Origin of the sequence: Paraburkholderia sp. 22099, assembly GCF_052045835.1 — a bacterium.
GTDB classification, from domain to species: Bacteria; Pseudomonadota; Gammaproteobacteria; order Burkholderiales; family Burkholderiaceae; genus Paraburkholderia; species Paraburkholderia terricola.
Genome location: NZ_JBQEPU010000002.1, coordinates 201,240 through 217,110, shown reverse-complemented (window position 1 = coordinate 217,110; position 15,871 = coordinate 201,240). Strand labels below are relative to the sequence as shown.

The following is a 15,871-nucleotide window of genomic DNA, read 5'->3' as shown; positions in this document are numbered from 1 at the left end:
GGCCACGGACGATACTCTGCGCAGTAGCCATTTGGAGGGGAATTCATGCGTGGACTTTTGATGATCGGCGCCGCTGCGCTTCTCACGGGGTGCGTCGGCACGCCAAGCCTGAACGGGACGATGGGCGCGCCGTCGTTCGCGTCGTTGCAGCAGATGTGCAGCGCCGAGCCGGTCGATTACGGCAACGACGCCCAAGGCGTGTATGCGACGTTATTCGATGCCTATGTGGCGAACCGGCGCGGCAAGCTGTCGAAAGACCAGTACTGCGCGTTTCAGGCCACGATCGCGCAGCGCTATGCAAGTCAAGGCATGAGCGCGGATCCGCAGGTGCGCAACCAGTGGGTCGCGTTCTTCACCGATCAGCGGGCCAGGGCGTTGAGCTGGCGCGCCGCGGTCGATCCGACCTTGCGCAGCGGTTGAGGCTCGGCTTCGGCCGGGGCCGCGGGGCTTTCGCTCGATAAAGCTCGATAAAATTCACGCGGCATTGCGGCGCGACGGCGCGCGCCTAGCTCGGGGCGCGACGAAGCGGCCGCGTCCCACGGCGGCGGCCGGATTACTCGAAGCAAATAGGTGCATCGTCAAGGCGACGCGGGCGCGCCACGTCTGCGGCGCAACCCAAGCTCACGCCTCCGGATGTCGGCTGGCGACTCCGGTGGCTGCAGCCATAACCTGGAACGTAGCTAGGAAAAACGTTTGATGGCCCTCAGTGCGCTATCGCCGCTTTCAGTGACGCGCCATTGTTCATTGCCCGATGCGAGCCGTTCGAGTTGCACCAACTGGCGTTCCAGTAGTGCATCGAGTTCTTCCCGCTCCATGTCGACCTGATTGGGAGCGTCCTTGACGAGCAACAGCGTGGCGAATTCATGCGGACTCAGCATCGTTCTCTCCATGTCAAGCAAACGCGGACGGCCTTGCCGGCAACTGGCCAGAGGCCAGTGAGGTCCGCTACAGGATCAGGCGGGAAGTACGGCTTACGCGACGGGTTCACGCAACCGGCGCTACGCGGAATGCGAAACGAACGTCGGGGAACTGGAGTGTAGTCAACCGCACGTTAAACACCAAAGGAGCCCCAGTAAATTTTCCCTTTGACAATCCAGCGCCGTCGAGGCGGTTCAAGGCAGCGGGCAAATCCTTGAATTCACTCGAAGTTTCGCGTGCGCTGCAACATGGCGGAGAACGCCTGGCCTTACCCGGCGACGTACACCTGGCAATTGGCGGCGGTGAGCGTTTCCATCATTTCGGCGGGCGGCGCGGCGTCGGTGAAAAGGGCGTCGATCTGGTCGAGATGACCTTGGCGAACTAGCGCGGGCCGGCCGAACTTCGAGTTGTCGGCGGCGAGAAAGACGGTGCGCGCATGCTGGATGATCGCCTCGGCCACGCGCACTTCGCGGGTGTCGAAATCGCGCAGCGTGCCGTCCGTTTCGATGCTCGACGTGCCGATGATCGCGAAGTCCACCTTGAACTGGCGGATAAAATCGATCGCCAGTTCGCCGACGATCCCTTTGTCCCACGGCCGCACGATGCCGCCCGTCACCAGCACTTCGCAATCCGGATAACCGCTCATCATGCTGGCGACATTCAGATTGTTGGTGATCACACGCAGGCCGCGATGCCGGTTGAGCGCGCGGGCGACTTCCTCGGTGGTGGTGCCGAGGTTGATGAACAGCGAGGCCTGGTCGGGAATGTGCGTGGCGACCAGCGCCGCGATGCGCCGTTTCTCGTCATGGAACATCCGTTGACGCGCCGTGTAGGACACGTTCTCGGAACTGGTCGGCAAACTGGCGCCACCGTGATAGCGGCGCAGCAGGTTCATGTCGGCGAGCCAGTTGACGTCGCGGCGAATGGTCTGCGGCGTCACGTCGAAGTGAGCCGCGAGGTCGTCCACGGTCACGAAGCCGTCGCGTTGCACCCACTCCAGCAGTTCCTGTTGCCGGGCATTGAGAGTCAGGCGGGGGTCTCGGGTCATGTGTCTCGGGTCGTGGGTTTTTATCGGCGCTGCCCGCCGCCGGCGGGCTCAGCCGGGCCGGAAACGAGCGATGCGTGAACGGGGTGAGCGTATTGTAAGACCATCGCGAGCCGTGTCCGCCATCTCGCGCAAGATGCGTGCGATCGGCGACGATGCGTGACGGCATTCAGCCTCGCCATGCATTGATTCATTTCGCAAATGAATTTGTTTTTTGTGCCGGATCGCGCTGCAATCCGGGGTTCCGCTTTTTTTACCCGTTTCTGTGGCCGCGGCGATGTTCATGCGCCGGGCCGCGCTTTCGAGAGTGTTCGACCATGACTGGCTTCAGCTTCAACTGGCAAAACCCTTATCCAACGCCGCGTTTGCCCGTATTCGCGCGCAACATCGTGTCGACGTCGCATCCGCTTGCCGCGCAGGCGGGGCTGCGCATGCTGTGGAAAGGCGGCAATGCCGTCGACGCGGCGATCGCGGCGGCGGCCGCCATCACGGTGGTCGAGCCGGTGTCGTGCGGCTTGGGCGGCGACGCGTTCGCGTTGGTGTGGGACGGCAAGAAGCTGCACGGCTTGAACGCGTCGGGCGTGTCGCCCTCGGCGTGGAACGTCGACTATTTCAAGCGCAAGTACGGCGAGCAAAACGGCCTCGCGAAGCAGCCCGTGCGCGGCTGGGATGCGGTGACGGTGCCCGGCGTGATCGCGGGCTGGGAAGCGCTGCATCAAAAATTCGGCTCGCTGCCGTTCGCCGATCTGATGGAGCCGGCGATCGAGATCGCCGAGCGCGGTCACGCGGTGGCGAGCATCGTCGCCCATAAGTGGGCGGCGGCCGTGCCCGACCTGAAAGACCAGCCGGGCTTCGCGCAAACCTTCATGCCGCATGGCCGCGCGCCGGAAGTGAGCGAGCTGGTGCGCTTTCCGGGCCACGCGAAGACGCTGCGCAAACTCGCCGAGCAAGGTCCGCGCGCTTACTACGAAGGCGAGATCGCCGAGCGGATCGCCGCATTTTCGCGCGAGGGCGGCGGCGCGCTGACCATCGACGACCTGCGCAACTATCGCGCGGATTGGGTCGAGCCGATCGGCAAGGCATATCGCGGCTACACCGTGCATGAGATTCCGCCGAACGGGCAGGGCATCGCGGCGCTGATCGCGTTGGGCATCCTCGAAAAATTCGATGTGAAGGCGCTCGCGGTCGACAACGTCGAATCGCAGCATTTGCAGATCGAAGCGATGAAGCTCGCGTTCGCCGACGTCTATCGCTACGTGGCCGATCCGCGTTCGATGGAAGTCACGCCCGAGCAGATGCTCGACGACGCCTACCTCACTTCGCGCGCGAAGCTGATCGACCACAAGCGCGCGACGCCGTTCGACTTCGGCATGCCGAAAGCGGGCGGCACGATCTATATGTCGGTGGCCGACGAGCGCGGCATGATGGTCAGCTTCATCCAGTCCAACTATATGGGTTTCGGTTCGGGCATCGTGGTGCCGGACACCGGCATCTCCATGCAGAATCGCGGCTGCGGTTTCTCGATGGACCCGAAGTCGCCGAACGTCGTGGAAGGCGGCAAGCGGCCGTTCCACACGATCATTCCGTCGTTCCTCACGCAGCAGGTGGACGGCAAGCAGGAAGCGGTGATGAGCTTCGGCGTGATGGGCGGCGACATGCAGCCGCAAGGTCATCTGCAATCGATCGTCAGGATGCTCGACTACGGTCAGCAGCCGCAGGCCGCTTGCGATGCGCCGCGCTGGAAGGTCAACCGCGACTTCACGCTCGACGTCGAAGCGACGCTCGATTCGAACACCGCCGCAGCCTTGCAGAAGCTCGGCCACACGATCAAGTCGGTCGACGATCCGTACATGGACTTCGGCTCCGGCCAGTACATCTGGAAGCTCGATCGCAACGATCCCGAGCGCGGCTATGTGGCGGCGAGCGACAGCCGTCGCGACGGCCTGGCCGCCGGGTTCTGAGCGGTTCCATTCGCGAAGCGCGGCGCCGTTCAAGGGGCGCTTCGCATGCGCTATCCGCAGGGCTTTTCATGCAGACTCAAGCCAGCTCGCCGAGCTGGCTTTTTTACGCCTCACGCACGGCGCTCCCGTTCGACGGTGTCATCGACTACCCTGGGATTGAACTGCGACGTTCCGGCATGGTCTGTGCTGGGTTATCTGCAGAGTTGCGAAACACCGGCTAAGATGCAAGATACAAGGGGTTAACTCTAATTCACGACGCTGTATCAGACACGGCGGACCACCTGGCGAGAGCGGGCGGTTGCGAGCATGCTCCACGAGTCGATACAGCTTTCGGAGCAAGACACGATGCACACAGAGCCGAACCACGCCATGCCCTGGCGGATCGAGGATATCGACCTCACCCGCATAGATCGCCAGAAGGCTGTCGCCAACGAAGATTTGCTGTTGCTGCTGTGCGCCGCTTCGTTTATCGAAAGCGGCACCGATCTTTACACGAGTAATCTGAGCACGTTCTTCGACGGCGATCCCGAGGTCTCCGCCTGGCTCAACAACGAGTGGGAGCCGGAGGAAATGCAGCACGGCCGGGCGCTCAAGACGTATATCGCTTACGTCTGGCCCGAGTTCGATTGGGACACCGCGTTCCGCAATTTCATGGACGAGTATTCGCTCACGTGTTCGGTGGAAGATTTCGAAAAGACGCGTGCGCTCGAAATGGTCGCGCGCTGCGTGGTCGAAACCGGCACGGCAACGCTGTATCGTGCGATCGGCGAATGCTCGGACGAACCCGTGCTCAAGCAGATTACCGACAACATCCGCATCGACGAAGTCCGTCACTACAAGCACTTTTTCAAATACTTCAAGAAGTACAACAAGATCGAAGGCAACGGCCGTCTCGCCGTGCTCGGCGCGTTGATGCGCCGGGTAATGGAGATCAAGAACGAAGACTCGGAGATCGCGCTGCGCCACGTGTTCGCAATTCGCTATCCGGAGCGCGTGCACGATTCGCTCTACAACCGCGAGCGCGCGGCGCGCATCAATGCGCTGGTGCGGCGCAATCTGTCGGCCGATATGTGCGTGAAGATGCTGCTCAAGCCGCTCGATCTGCCCGCGAGGATTCAGCCGGGCGTGCATTATCCGCTCGCCAAGATCACGCAGCACGTGTTCTTCCGCTGAGTTTTCAGTTGGCTTGCCGCATGAACGCCAATGGCCCGCTCGTGCGGGCCATTCGCTCTTCGAGGCATTTTTGAGCCTGACCGACTTACTCGACGGATCGACACGATGAGCGACTCTCCCGCACCCCCCCGTCCGCTCGAACAGAACGTGTTCGACGAATGGCCCGATGCCGTGCGCGCGCTGTTCGACGGTTCGTCGCTGGCGAGCAAGACGGGGTTCACCGCCTCGCTGCTGAGCGTCGATACCAATGGTCATGTGCGTACGTCGCTGCTCGGCGTCGGCGAACTGTATGCGCCGGATTCGCGCACGCTGTGCATCGCGTTGTGGCCGCAAGCGAGGGCGACGCGCGCGATCGAGCGCAACGGCCGGGCCGCATTGACCTTTGTTTGCGATGAGGCGTTTTATCAGGTGCAGTTGCGGGTCGCGCCGCTGCCTTGCGTTGAAGGCGACGACAGCGGACTGGTCTATCTGATCTGCTCGATCGACTCGGCGGAGACGCAAAGCGTGCGTTATGCGCGCCTGACGAGCGGCATTACGTTCGAACTGGAAGAAGAGGGGAAGGAGGCGGTGCTCGACCGATGGAAACGGCAGATCGAGCACCTGAAGCGAACGGCGGCCAGCCGTTAGTCCCTTGTTGCGCTAAATCAGGACGACGGCTGGCGAGCCTTGAAGGCTACCGGCCGCGCTGGCCGCTGCGTGTCGGCTGGCCGCCGCGCGGCGCGTCGTTGCGCTGCTTGGTGCCGCCGAGCAAAGCGCCGGGGTTGCCGCCTTGCGGTTTATTGGCCTGCGGCTTGCGCGGCGCATGCTGCGCGCCGTTGCCTTCATGCGCGACAGCGCGCGGCCGGTCGTCTTGACGCTGACCGTCGCGGCGCGGCTGGCCGCCGTTGCCGGCCGGCTTTGCGCCTTGCGGTCTCGGTTGCTGCTGACCGTTCGCCGGGCGCTGACCCGAGCGCTGCGCCGGTTTCGCGGACGAAGCGCCATCGCGCTTCGGCGCACCTTGGCCCTGGCGCGGCGAACGTCCGCCGCCACCGCCACCGCCTTGACCGCGGCGCAGGATCGGCTCCGGCTTCGCAGTCGGATCCGGTTCGAAACCGGCGATCACTTCCTGGGGCACCGCGCGCTTGATCAGCTTCTCGATGTCCTTCAGCAATTGCAGTTCGTCGACGCACACCAGCGAAATCGCTTCGCCCGTCGCGCCCGCGCGACCCGTGCGGCCGATGCGGTGCACGTAGTCTTCCGGCACGTTCGGCAAATCGTAGTTGACCACGTGCGGCAACTGGTCGATATCGATGCCGCGTGCGGCGATGTCGGTGGCGACCAGCACCTGCAGCGTGCCGTCCTTGAACTCGGCGAGCGCGCGCGTACGAGCCGACTGGCTCTTGTTGCCGTGAATCGCCAGTGCGCTGATGCCGTCTTTCGTGAGCTGCTCGGCGAGGCGGTTCGCGCCGTGCTTGGTGCGCGTGAACACCAGCACCTGGAACCAGTTGTGTTGCTTGATCAGGTGCGTAAGCAGTTCGCGCTTCTTGTCGCGATCCACCGGGTGAATCTTTTGCGCGACCGTCTCGGCGGTCGTATTGCGGCGTGCGACTTCGATCAGCGCCGGCGAGTCGAGCAGGTTGTCGGCGAGCGTTTTGATCTCGTCGGAGAACGTGGCCGAGAACAGCAGGTTCTGACGCTTGGGCGGCAACTTTGCGAGCACGCGCTTGATATCGTGGATGAAGCCCATATCGAGCATGCGGTCGGCCTCGTCGAGCACGAGAATCTCGAGATGCGACAGGTCGATGGTTTTCTGCTGCATGTGGTCGAGCAGACGGCCCGGCGTGGCCACGACGATATCGACGCCGCTCCTCAACGCGCCGATCTGCGGATTGATGCCGACGCCGCCGAACATCACGGTCGACTTCAGCTTCAGGTACTTGCCGTAAGCGCGCACGCTTTCTTCGACCTGGGCCGCAAGCTCGCGCGTGGGCGTGAGGATCAGCGCGCGCACCGCGCGCTTGCCCGAAGCCGTGGCGACTCCCGGCATGGTGTTCAGGCGCTGCAGGATCGGCAGCGTGAAGCCGGCGGTCTTGCCGGTGCCGGTCTGCGCGCCGGCCAGCAGATCGCCGCCGTTGAGCACGGCGGGGATCGCTTGTGTCTGGATCGGAGTCGGCGTGGTGTAGCCGAGTTCGTGTACAGCGCGGACCAAGGGTTCGGACAAGCCGAGGGAATCAAAAGACATAAAAACTCTTTGCAATGCAGTATCGCGAACGGCACAACGGGGCCCAAGTGGGCAAAACGCGGCATGAATACGCCTTCGTGGCGTATTCGAGGCCAGAGCCCAGTTCCGGTCGCGGAGAAATCGGCGGCACGCGGGAACGCGTGCCGAATGCTTCAACGCGCTATGCAGACACGTTGACTGGCCTTAAGTTGCATTTCGCCGCCGTGGCGTGTCACGCGACGTAGCGCGCGACACTGACGAATTGACACAGACTGCCCGCCAGTACGAACAGGTGCCAGATACCATGTCCGTGCCGGATGCGCTCGTCGTTGATGAAGAAGTAGATGCCGGCGCTGTAAATGACTCCGCCGGCCACGAGCCAGGCGGTACCCGCGGTCGGTAAAGCCGTGACCAGCGGACGGATGGCAACGAGCGCGAGCCATCCCATCAATACATACAGCACCATCGAAACGCTGCGGGTGCGACGCCCGAGCGTCAGTTCCTGCACGATGCCGAGAGCGGCAAGCCCCCAGCTTACGCCGAATAGCGACCAGCCCCACGGCCCACGCAACGTGACAAGCGTGAACGGAGTGTAACTGCCGGCGATCAGCAAATAGATCGCCGAGTGGTCGCATTTCTGCAAGACAGCTTTCACGCGCGGGTTGCGCACGCTGTGGTACAGCGTCGAGATAGCATACAGCACGAACAGCATCGCACCGTACACGCTGAAGCTGACCACCTTGTACGCGTCGCCCGCGAGCGCGCCCATCGTCACGAGCGTAGCCAGCCCCGCCACCGACAGCACGGCGCCGACGAGGTGGGTAATGCTGTTGAAACGCTCACCGACATGCACGGCTCTTTCCTCCTGCGCGGCGTCATCGAGGCCAATGTGGCCCACATGATACCGGTGCTGAAAAAAACGAAGGGCGCGGCCGCGAGTTTCGCCGGCCGCGCCCAGAGTGCATCTCACGCTGCTTAGTCGAGCGGCGCCGAACGCAGTTCAGCCACTTGCTGCGGCGAGACAGCCGTGCCGTGGTTGCCCCACGACATACGGATGTACGTCACGACGGCGGCCACTTCCTGATTCGACAGCGACTGCGCGAACGGCGGCATGCCGTACGGATGCGGGTTGCCTTCCGTGCTCGGCGGATAACCGCCGTTCAGCACCATGCGGATCGGGTTCACCGCCGACGACATCTGAATCGACTGGTTGTTCGCGAGCGGCGGGAAGGCCGGCGGCATGCCGAGGCCGTTCTCCGCGTGACACTTCGCGCAGTTGTCAGCGTAGATCTTCTGACCTTGCTTCAACAGTTCGCCACCGAACTTTTCCGACGTTTCGAACTGCAGCGGTTCCGGCGCTTCGCTCTTCTGCGGGATCGTCTTCAGGTACGTGGACATTGCGTTGATGTCCGCGTCCGTCATGTACTGCAGGCTGTTGTGAACCACTTCAGCCATCGGACCGAATACCGCGCCGCGGTTCGAGACACCGGTTTTCAGCAGATCGGCGATGTCTTTGGTTTCCCAGTCGCCGAGGCCGGCTTCCTTGTTCGACGTCAGCGACGGTGCGTACCAGTTCTGCAGCGGGATCAGGCCGCCGGCGAACGCAGCCGAACTGACCGGACCGCCCATCGCGTTGATCGAGGTATGGCACATGCCGCAGTGGCCGAGGCCTTCGATCAGATACGCGCCGCGATTCCATTCGACCGACTTGGTCGGATCAGGCTTGTACTCGCCTTCGCGGAAGAACAGCGTACGCCAGCCGATCAGCATGTTGCGCTGATTGAACGGGAACTTCAGTTCGTGCGGACGGCTTGCCACGTTGACCGGCGCGACCGAGCGCAGGTACGCGTAGATCGCATCCGAGTCGGCGCGCGTGACCTTCGTGTAGCTCGTGAACGGGAAGCCCGGATACAGCAGGCTGCCGTCTTTCGAGCGGCCCGTATGCATCGCGCGATAGAAGTCGTCCTGGGTCCACTTGCCGATACCGTACTGGTCGTCAGGCGTGATGTTCGGCGTGAACATCGTGCCGAACGGCGTGGCCATGGGCAGGCCGCCGGCGAACGGTTTGCCGCCGCGCACCGTATGGCAGGCGATACAGTCGCCGGCGCGGGCGAGATACTCGCCCTTCTTGATCAGCGCGGCCTGGTCGGCGGGCGTTGCCGCGACGGCCGTGCCGTTATGCAGGTTGTCGCCGCCCGACCACAGGACGGGAACGAGTGCGGCAGCCGCAACGACGACGACTGCCGAGAGGGCGAACAAAGACTTGCGTTTCATGTGAGTGTCTCTCCTGGTGCCTTATTGCGGTTCGCTGCCGCAGGCAAGCGGAGTCTTCATCGAGCGGGCCGGAGCCGGCACGGGGTTTTGTGGGGCCTGTTGCGTGGAAAGCCATGCAGCGACGGCGTTCACGTCTTCATCGGTCAGGCGCGTGGCGATGGTCTGCATGCAATCAGGCGCGATGGCGTGGCGCGAACCCGAGCGCCAGGCGCCGAGCTGGGCGCTGATGTAATCGGAGTGCAGGCCGACCAGACCCGGAATAGCGGGTTCCATGCCGGTCAAGCCCTTGCCGTGGCAAGCCGCGCAAGCCGGAATCTGTTTCGATGCGTCGCCCTTCAGCACGATCTGCTGACCGCGCGCGAGCGTGGCCGCCGACACCGTCGGCTTGGCCGGTTGCGGATACGGCGGGCGTTGCTGCGAGAAGTACGTGGCGATCTGATGGAGGTAGTCGTCCGAGAGATACGTGACGAGGTAGTTCATCGGCGGGTACTTGCGGCGACCTTCGCGGAAATTCTGCAACTGGTTGTACAGGTAGTCGGCCGGCTTGCCGGCGAGACGCGGGAAGTAGTCGTTATCAGTACCTTGACCATGCGTGCCGTGGCAGGCCGTGCAACCTTGCACGCGCGCTTCCATCGTATCGGGGGCCTTCGGTTGAGTCTGCGCTTTCGCAGCGCTATAGACACCCGCGGAGCCGATCAGCAGAAGGGCAAGCAACGGGCGGAAAATGCGTCTTGAAGACACGCGTAACTCCATCAAAATCGGGGACCTGACCGAACTTCGAGCGGCTCGGTGTGAAGGGCAGCCGGCGCTGCGGCGACGCAGCATTCTATCATCGAAGGCTGATGGTGACTATTTGCCACATTAGAGAAGGTTCCAGTCCTCACAGTCGTGCGACAGTTTGACGCGCAGTGTCGGATCAGGATGAATTTGACGTTGTCCCGCATCAATCCGCGCGATCGCGGACGCCGGCGTTGTACCCGGCGTCTCGCGTGATAAAGCAGGTTGAACCGAGCCGCGAGGGCGGCATCGAAGCGTACACTTGCGGGCTCGCAGGCGTCCCCGTGACTCAGACCGCGCTGGTTCCGCCTCCATCGTTTTCCTGTTTATCCGCTATCGGCCTTACATGAAGCTATCCAATTTCTCCCGCCCGAGGCTGCTTGTGTTGACGCTCGGCGCCACGGCGCTGCTTGCGACGTCCACGGCTTTCGCGCATGCGCATCTGGTGTCGAGCGAGCCGGCGGCGAACGCCGAAGTGGCCGCGCCCACGCAAGTGACGATCCGCTTCACCGAGCCGCTCGAACCGGCTTTCAGCAAGATTGCGCTCGCCGACGCGAGCGGCAAGTCGGCCGCACCGGCTGCGTCGCAGGTCGACAGCCAGGATGCGAAGGTCTTGCACCTGCCGCTGCCGCAGTTGAGCGCGGGCCGCTACGCGGTGCATTGGACGGCGGTCGCCACGGACGGCCACCGTACCCAGGGCGACTTTGCGTTTACCGTCAAATGAGCATGGACGGACTCTGGATCGGGCAGGTCGCCATGGCCGCGCTCATGAACGTCGCGTTTGCGTTTGCCATCGGGTCGGCGTTGTTCGGCGCCTGGCTCGCGAAAGATGCCCAAGCCAAGATCGCACCCGCGCGGCCAGGCTGGTTGCGCGCCCAACGGGCGATGTTGACGGCCACCGTCGTGCTGGTGCTCGCGGATCTGGGCTGGCTGCTGTATCAGGCGGCCTCGATGAGCGGTGTGGGGCTGGCTGCCGCGATCGGCGTGGTGCCGACGGTGCTCACGCAAACGCATGTCGGATATGGCTGGATTGTTGCGTTCGCGGGTGCCCTCGTATTGCTCGGCACGGCGATGGCGGGTCATACGGGCATGCTGCGCAATGCGCTGCTGTGGTTCGCGGTGGTCGCGATCGCGGCGGGCAAGGCATCGCTCGGTCATGCGGCCGACGCCGGGCTCGCATCCGCGGCAATCGCCATGCAAACACTGCACGTGCTCGTGACGAGCGTGTGGGGCGGGCTCGCGATGGCGGGCGGGCTTTCGGTGATGCCCGCGCTCGGCACGTCGACCGCGCGAGGAATGCTGATCCGCACGGCGACGCAGATGTCGAATGTCTCGGTGGTGGCGGTCGTGCTCGTGCTGTTTTCAGGCGTATTCAATGCGGTGCGCGGGTCGGGCGGCTCATTCGAAGCGCTCGAATTCAGCGCGTGGGGTCACGTGCTGATGCTCAAGCTTGCGCTTGTCGCGCTGGCGCTCGTGCTCGGCGGGCTCAACCGCTTCGTGGCGCTGCCGCGCCTGCGTCGCACGGCCGCGACAATCGACGCGCATACTTTCGCAAACATCCTGTATCTGGAAGCGCTGGCGATCATAGGCGTGTTCGTCGCGGCGGCGGCGTTGTCGCATAGCGTGCCGGCGTTTGCCGCGCTGGGCTGAGGCCGGGCCGATCGCGATGTAAGGGCCTTTGTTGCGTAAAGCTCTGCGGAGCAGGGGCCGCGCGGCGGAACGGCCGGAAAAACACGTGTTCCGACCCGTGTTGCGGCGTGTCGCGTGACGGTCGCCGCGCGTGCGTCCCGTCACCGTAACGTGCCCGCTAATACGACAACGCCGCCCGCGGGCGGCGTTGCTTCACGCAATCACCATTCGGCGACGCTGCCATCTTCGTGGCGCCACACCGGGTTGCGCCAGCGGTGCCCGACCTTCGCCATCTCGCGCACCTTCTCTTCGTTCACTTCGATGCCGAGACCGGGGCCTTGCGGAATCGACACGAAACCGTCTTCGTATTTGAAGACTTCCGGATTCTTGATGTAGTCGAGCAAATCGTTGCCCTGGTTGTAGTGGATGCCGAGGCTCTGCTCCTGGATGAACGCGTTGTAGCTCACCGCGTCGATCTGCAGACAGGTGGCCAATGCAATCGGGCCGAGCGGGCAATGCAGCGCGAGCGCGACGTCGTAGGCTTCGGCCATCGACGCGATCTTGCGGCACTCGGTAATGCCGCCCGCGTGCGACGCGTCCGGCTGGATGATGTCGACGTAGCCGCCCGCCAGAATGTGCTTGAAGTCCCAGCGGGAATACAGGCGTTCACCCAGCGCGATCGGCGTGTTGGTCTGATTGACGATGTCGCGCAATGCTTCCGCGTTTTCCGAGAGCACCGGCTCTTCGATGAAGAGCAGCTTGTACGGATCGAGTTCCTGCGCCAGCACCTTGGCCATCGGCTTATGCACGCGGCCATGGAAGTCCACGCCGATGCCGATGTTCGGCCCCACCGCCTCGCGCACCGCCGCGACGTTGTTGATCACGCCTTGCACCTTGTCGAAGGTGTCGATGATCTGCAGCTCTTCCGAGCCGTTCATCTTCACCGCCTTGAAGCCGCGTTCGACCACGGCGCGCGCGTTGTTCGCGACGTCGCTCGGCCGGTCGCCGCCGATCCACGAATACACCTTGATCCTGTCGCGCACCTGGCCGCCGAGCAGCGCATGAACCGGCACGCCGTGATGCTTGCCCTTGATGTCCCACAGCGCCTGGTCGACGCCGGCAATCGCGCTCATCGTGATCGGGCCGCCGCGGTAGAAGCCCGCGCGGTACATGACCTGCCAGTGGTCTTCGATCAGCAGCGGATCCTTGCCGATCAGATAGTCGGACAGTTCCTCGACGGCTGCCGCGACCGTATGCGCGCGGCCTTCGACCACCGGCTCGCCCCAGCCGACGATGCCTTCGTCGGTCTCGATCTTCAGGAAGCACCAGCGCGGCGGAACGATGAAGGTTTCGAGCTTGGTGATTTTCATGGTGTGCGTCTCCTTGCGGCTTGCGCGTCTGCTGACGATTCGGGGGATCCACATGCTACAACAAAAGCGCGCGTCAGTACTATTAATAGTACTATTTGCCACATAGTGGCGAAGCGCTGGTCGTTGCGGCACGCACCGGGCCGAAGCAGTGCTGGTGAGCCTCGAAGTGCCGGCTGATCTCGAACGCTCCGCCTGCCGATGTCGATAGAGCCGCAAGGCCGTTTGGAGAAACCTATTCAGCACGATCTGCATGGGCGCGTTGCCCATATGCTGGCGACCGCGATTTTGCGCGGCGACTACGCGCCCGATTCGATCCTGCCGCGCGAAGCGGAATTGATGGACACCTTCGGTGTGAGCCGCACGGTGTTGCGCGAGGCGCTGCGCACGCTGACCTCGAAAGGACTGATCGAATCGCGTCCGCGGGTCGGCACGCGCGTGCGGCCGAAGCACGCGTGGAATCTGCTCGATGTCGATGTACTCGACTGGTACTCGCGAGTCGCCGAGCCCGTTGCCTTCGCGCTCAAATTGCAGGAGATGCGCGAGATGATCGAGCCGTATGCGGCGGCGCTCGCGGCGGCGTCGCGCACTGACGAGGCTTTCAATGCGCTCGCGGCGGCTCATGCGGCGATGGTGGCGGCGCGCAACGTCGACGAATGGGTGCGTGCCGATCTGCAATTTCATTTGAGCGTGCTGATCGCGTGCAGCAACGAATTGCTGATCCCGCTCGGCACGCTGATCGAGCGCACGCTCGAAGCGCAGTTACGCCTGAATGCCAAGCGCGCGGCGGTGTTCAATGCGTCGCTGAGTGAACATACGGCGGTGTTCGAGGCCATTCGCGATCGCGACGCCGCCGCGGCGCGCGAGGCGATGGCGGGTTTGCTCGGCGTAACGCGCGGGCGGATCGAGGCGTGAGTCTCGGCTTGCGGAAGGTTGAGCGGAGCGCGAGCGTGGGTTGAGCGCGCAACCGCTCTTGCGCCGCTCACGCACTGACGCGCTTACTTTGCTTCGGAAGCCGCGGCCGCTCCCGACGGCGGCACCAGTTCGAAGCACCCTGGCGGCGTCGACGACGGTTTCGCCTTGGCGTCCGGCTGCTGTGAGTCGATACATTTGAAGGCGCTCTGGTCGCGCTGAACGAAGATCGTATCGGCCGGACCGGCAGCGCCTTGCGCACCGTTGACGACCGCAACGATGCGGTAGCCGTTCTGCAGCAAGGTGGGGAGTGTCATCGAACTCGGACGCCATTGGCTGTCGGACGGCGTCTGCGCGTGAGCCGTAAGCGCGCAAGCGCTGCCTGCGAGCGCGATGGAAGCGGTGGCCGCGGCAAGCGCGGCAGTGCGGAACGTCATCAAGAAACCTCCTTGAAGTTGCTGTTTGGAAGGCCAAAACAGGAAAGCCGCTGAACCTTGCGGATCAGCGGCTTTTTCTTGCAACTGGTGGCGAATCAGGGACTCGCGGCAGATGGCCGGTGACCCTTGTCCGGCTTGGCTTCGCGGCTACCATCGTTCTCAAGATAGCAGCTTCGGGTAGCCGTTGCGCCTGGTTTTACAATCGGTTTCAGGGACGGCTCTAGCGTCGCCTCGATTTGGTTAGGTGTCTTCGCCGGCTGTAGTGATGTCAGTTCGTCGGACTCCGCGCGCGGTGTCCGCAGCGTTTCTGCAGAGCCGCGCGTGAGCGCTACGGGATCGTCCTCGCTGGTCACGGCCCCGCGTCGTGCCAAGGCGTTTTCCGGTCACTCGTTGCGAATCGCAATAGCCGCCTTTGTGCGCCGAGCATGACGCCGACAGGCGTACTCGCCAACTGCTGGTCATGGAGCGCCAGCAGCCGTTCCAGACTTGCCGCATCGTCCGGGCTAACCTGCCAGACATCGGCTGCTGTCGCTCGCGCCGCGCTGCGCTCGAGCGCCTCGGCAGCTTCGTGAAACAGTGCGTGGTCGGCGGTTCCGAAGCCGGCCTCCCGTAGGTACCAGGCCATGTACAGCACGTGTATCAGGTCGCTGAGCAGGTGTCCGTTTCCGTCGCCTGCACGCAATGCCGCGAGCGCCAGGTGATTGCGTAGCGAAACCGAACGGACGGACTCCAGCGTCGCGGGTAAAAGCGTGGCCTTTGCGGATGTCCTATTGGACGCGCAACGAATTCCCTTCCTCTTTCTATTCATTTTGTATAAACGGCGAAATTCGATTGATTCCCGTGCTGGTCCTTGAAATCCGTGTTCGCTGTTTCCGTTTTCAATTTGCGCAGCCTTTGGCTAATGCCAAACTGGAAACGAAGGCAGTATGAAGCGATAACGAAAAGCGGAGCCTCGAATTGCAATATTTAACAATCTGAAGGCGCTGATTGCATGAATACATATGTAATTTAGTGGGCGTCACGTTCGTGAAACGGCTTTTCTGGAAGCTACCGATGGAGCAAATGAATATTGGCTGGAATATGTAATTCACGTGTCACTCGGAGCGCGGCACACGCAGTATTGTGCGATATTCGCGTTCATCATATGATTTCGGACGCTTCGAGATTTGAACTTTCCG

17 protein-coding genes are annotated in these 15,871 nt (G+C 63.1%); 7 read left to right on the top strand and 10 right to left on the bottom strand.

The window, feature by feature from the left end:
* The first annotated feature begins 45 nt into the window (after positions 1-45).
* Positions 46-420 carry a hypothetical protein gene (locus ACTJLC_RS03240; protein WP_176035727.1) on the top strand — a complete coding sequence of 125 codons (375 nt, stop codon included), beginning with the start codon at positions 46-48 and terminating at the stop codon, positions 418-420.
* A gap of 260 nt (positions 421-680) precedes the next feature.
* Here ACTJLC_RS03240 and ACTJLC_RS03235 read toward each other — a convergent pair whose 3' ends face one another.
* The 3 genes from ACTJLC_RS03235 to ACTJLC_RS03225 form a co-directional block, all read right to left on the bottom strand.
* The gene (locus ACTJLC_RS03235; protein ID WP_073429069.1) at positions 681-878 is read right to left on the bottom strand and encodes a hypothetical protein; all 198 of its coding nucleotides are present in this window, start codon (positions 876-878) and stop codon (positions 681-683) included.
* A gap of 308 nt (positions 879-1,186) precedes the next feature.
* Positions 1,187-1,966, bottom strand: a complete 780-nt coding sequence (locus ACTJLC_RS03230; RefSeq protein ID WP_083083208.1) for a DeoR/GlpR family DNA-binding transcription regulator — start codon at positions 1,964-1,966, stop codon at positions 1,187-1,189.
* Positions 1,967-2,014: 48 nt separating this feature from the next.
* Entirely contained in the window at positions 2,015-2,248 is a 234-nt protein-coding gene (locus ACTJLC_RS03225; RefSeq protein ID WP_310131777.1) for a hypothetical protein, read from the bottom strand.
* 32 nt (positions 2,249-2,280) lie between these two features.
* Here ACTJLC_RS03225 and ACTJLC_RS03220 point away from each other — a divergent pair, with 32 nt between their 5' ends.
* The 3 genes from ACTJLC_RS03220 (at position 2,281) to ACTJLC_RS03210 (ending at position 5,724) form a co-directional block, all read left to right on the top strand.
* Positions 2,281-3,924, top strand: coding sequence for a gamma-glutamyltransferase family protein (locus tag ACTJLC_RS03220; RefSeq protein ID WP_310131780.1), 1,644 nt, complete (start codon positions 2,281-2,283; stop codon positions 3,922-3,924).
* A gap of 345 nt (positions 3,925-4,269) precedes the next feature.
* Positions 4,270-5,097 (top strand): ferritin-like domain-containing protein, encoded by an 828-nt coding sequence (locus ACTJLC_RS03215; RefSeq protein WP_073429149.1) that lies wholly within the window; start codon positions 4,270-4,272, stop codon positions 5,095-5,097.
* Positions 5,098-5,202: 105 nt separating this feature from the next.
* The gene (locus ACTJLC_RS03210) at positions 5,203-5,724 is read left to right on the top strand and encodes a pyridoxamine 5'-phosphate oxidase family protein (protein ID WP_073429066.1); all 522 of its coding nucleotides are present in this window, start codon (positions 5,203-5,205) and stop codon (positions 5,722-5,724) included.
* Positions 5,725-5,770: 46 nt separating this feature from the next.
* Here the strand turns inward: ACTJLC_RS03210 and ACTJLC_RS03205 are convergent, their stop codons facing one another.
* The 4 genes from ACTJLC_RS03205 to ACTJLC_RS03190 all read right to left on the bottom strand — a co-directional run bounded on the left by ACTJLC_RS03205 (position 5,771) and on the right by ACTJLC_RS03190 (position 10,324).
* Positions 5,771-7,318 carry a DEAD/DEAH box helicase gene (locus tag ACTJLC_RS03205; RefSeq protein WP_073429065.1) on the bottom strand — a complete coding sequence of 516 codons (1,548 nt, stop codon included), beginning with the start codon at positions 7,316-7,318 and terminating at the stop codon, positions 5,771-5,773.
* Between the two features lie 211 nt (positions 7,319-7,529).
* On the bottom strand, positions 7,530-8,150 hold the full coding sequence (trhA, locus tag ACTJLC_RS03200; protein ID WP_073429064.1) for a PAQR family membrane homeostasis protein TrhA: 621 nt from the start codon (positions 8,148-8,150) through the stop codon (positions 7,530-7,532).
* Between the two features lie 122 nt (positions 8,151-8,272).
* Entirely contained in the window at positions 8,273-9,571 is a 1,299-nt protein-coding gene (locus ACTJLC_RS03195; protein ID WP_073429063.1) for a c-type cytochrome, read from the bottom strand.
* Positions 9,572-9,592: 21 nt separating this feature from the next.
* Positions 9,593-10,324 (bottom strand): c-type cytochrome, encoded by a 732-nt coding sequence (locus ACTJLC_RS03190; RefSeq protein WP_073429062.1) that lies wholly within the window; start codon positions 10,322-10,324, stop codon positions 9,593-9,595.
* A gap of 370 nt (positions 10,325-10,694) precedes the next feature.
* Between ACTJLC_RS03190 and copC the strand changes: the two genes are divergently transcribed.
* On the top strand, positions 10,695-11,072 hold the full coding sequence (gene copC / locus ACTJLC_RS03185; RefSeq protein WP_073429061.1) for a copper homeostasis periplasmic binding protein CopC: 378 nt from the start codon (positions 10,695-10,697) through the stop codon (positions 11,070-11,072).
* Complete coding sequence (locus ACTJLC_RS03180) at positions 11,069-11,998, top strand: CopD family protein (RefSeq protein ID WP_440843250.1); 930 nt, start codon at positions 11,069-11,071, stop codon at positions 11,996-11,998. The genes copC and ACTJLC_RS03180 overlap by 4 nt, the downstream gene beginning before the upstream one ends.
* Before the next feature lie 200 nt (positions 11,999-12,198).
* Here the strand turns inward: ACTJLC_RS03180 and dgoD are convergent, their stop codons facing one another.
* The gene (gene dgoD / locus ACTJLC_RS03175) at positions 12,199-13,347 is read right to left on the bottom strand and encodes a galactonate dehydratase (protein WP_310131789.1); all 1,149 of its coding nucleotides are present in this window, start codon (positions 13,345-13,347) and stop codon (positions 12,199-12,201) included.
* A 198-nt stretch (positions 13,348-13,545) separates the two neighbouring features.
* Here dgoD and ACTJLC_RS03170 point away from each other — a divergent pair, with 198 nt between their 5' ends.
* Positions 13,546-14,259: a FadR/GntR family transcriptional regulator gene (locus tag ACTJLC_RS03170; protein ID WP_310131791.1), complete on the top strand. Its 714-nt coding sequence runs from the start codon at positions 13,546-13,548 to the stop codon at positions 14,257-14,259.
* Between the two features lie 83 nt (positions 14,260-14,342).
* On the opposite strand, the gene ACTJLC_RS03165 is transcribed toward ACTJLC_RS03170, so the two are convergent.
* Positions 14,343-14,693, bottom strand: a complete 351-nt coding sequence (locus ACTJLC_RS03165; RefSeq protein WP_310121073.1) for a hypothetical protein — start codon at positions 14,691-14,693, stop codon at positions 14,343-14,345.
* A 349-nt stretch (positions 14,694-15,042) separates the two neighbouring features.
* Positions 15,043-15,375, bottom strand: coding sequence for a hypothetical protein (locus tag ACTJLC_RS03160; protein ID WP_083083217.1), 333 nt, complete (start codon positions 15,373-15,375; stop codon positions 15,043-15,045).
* Positions 15,376-15,871 lie beyond the last annotated feature (496 nt).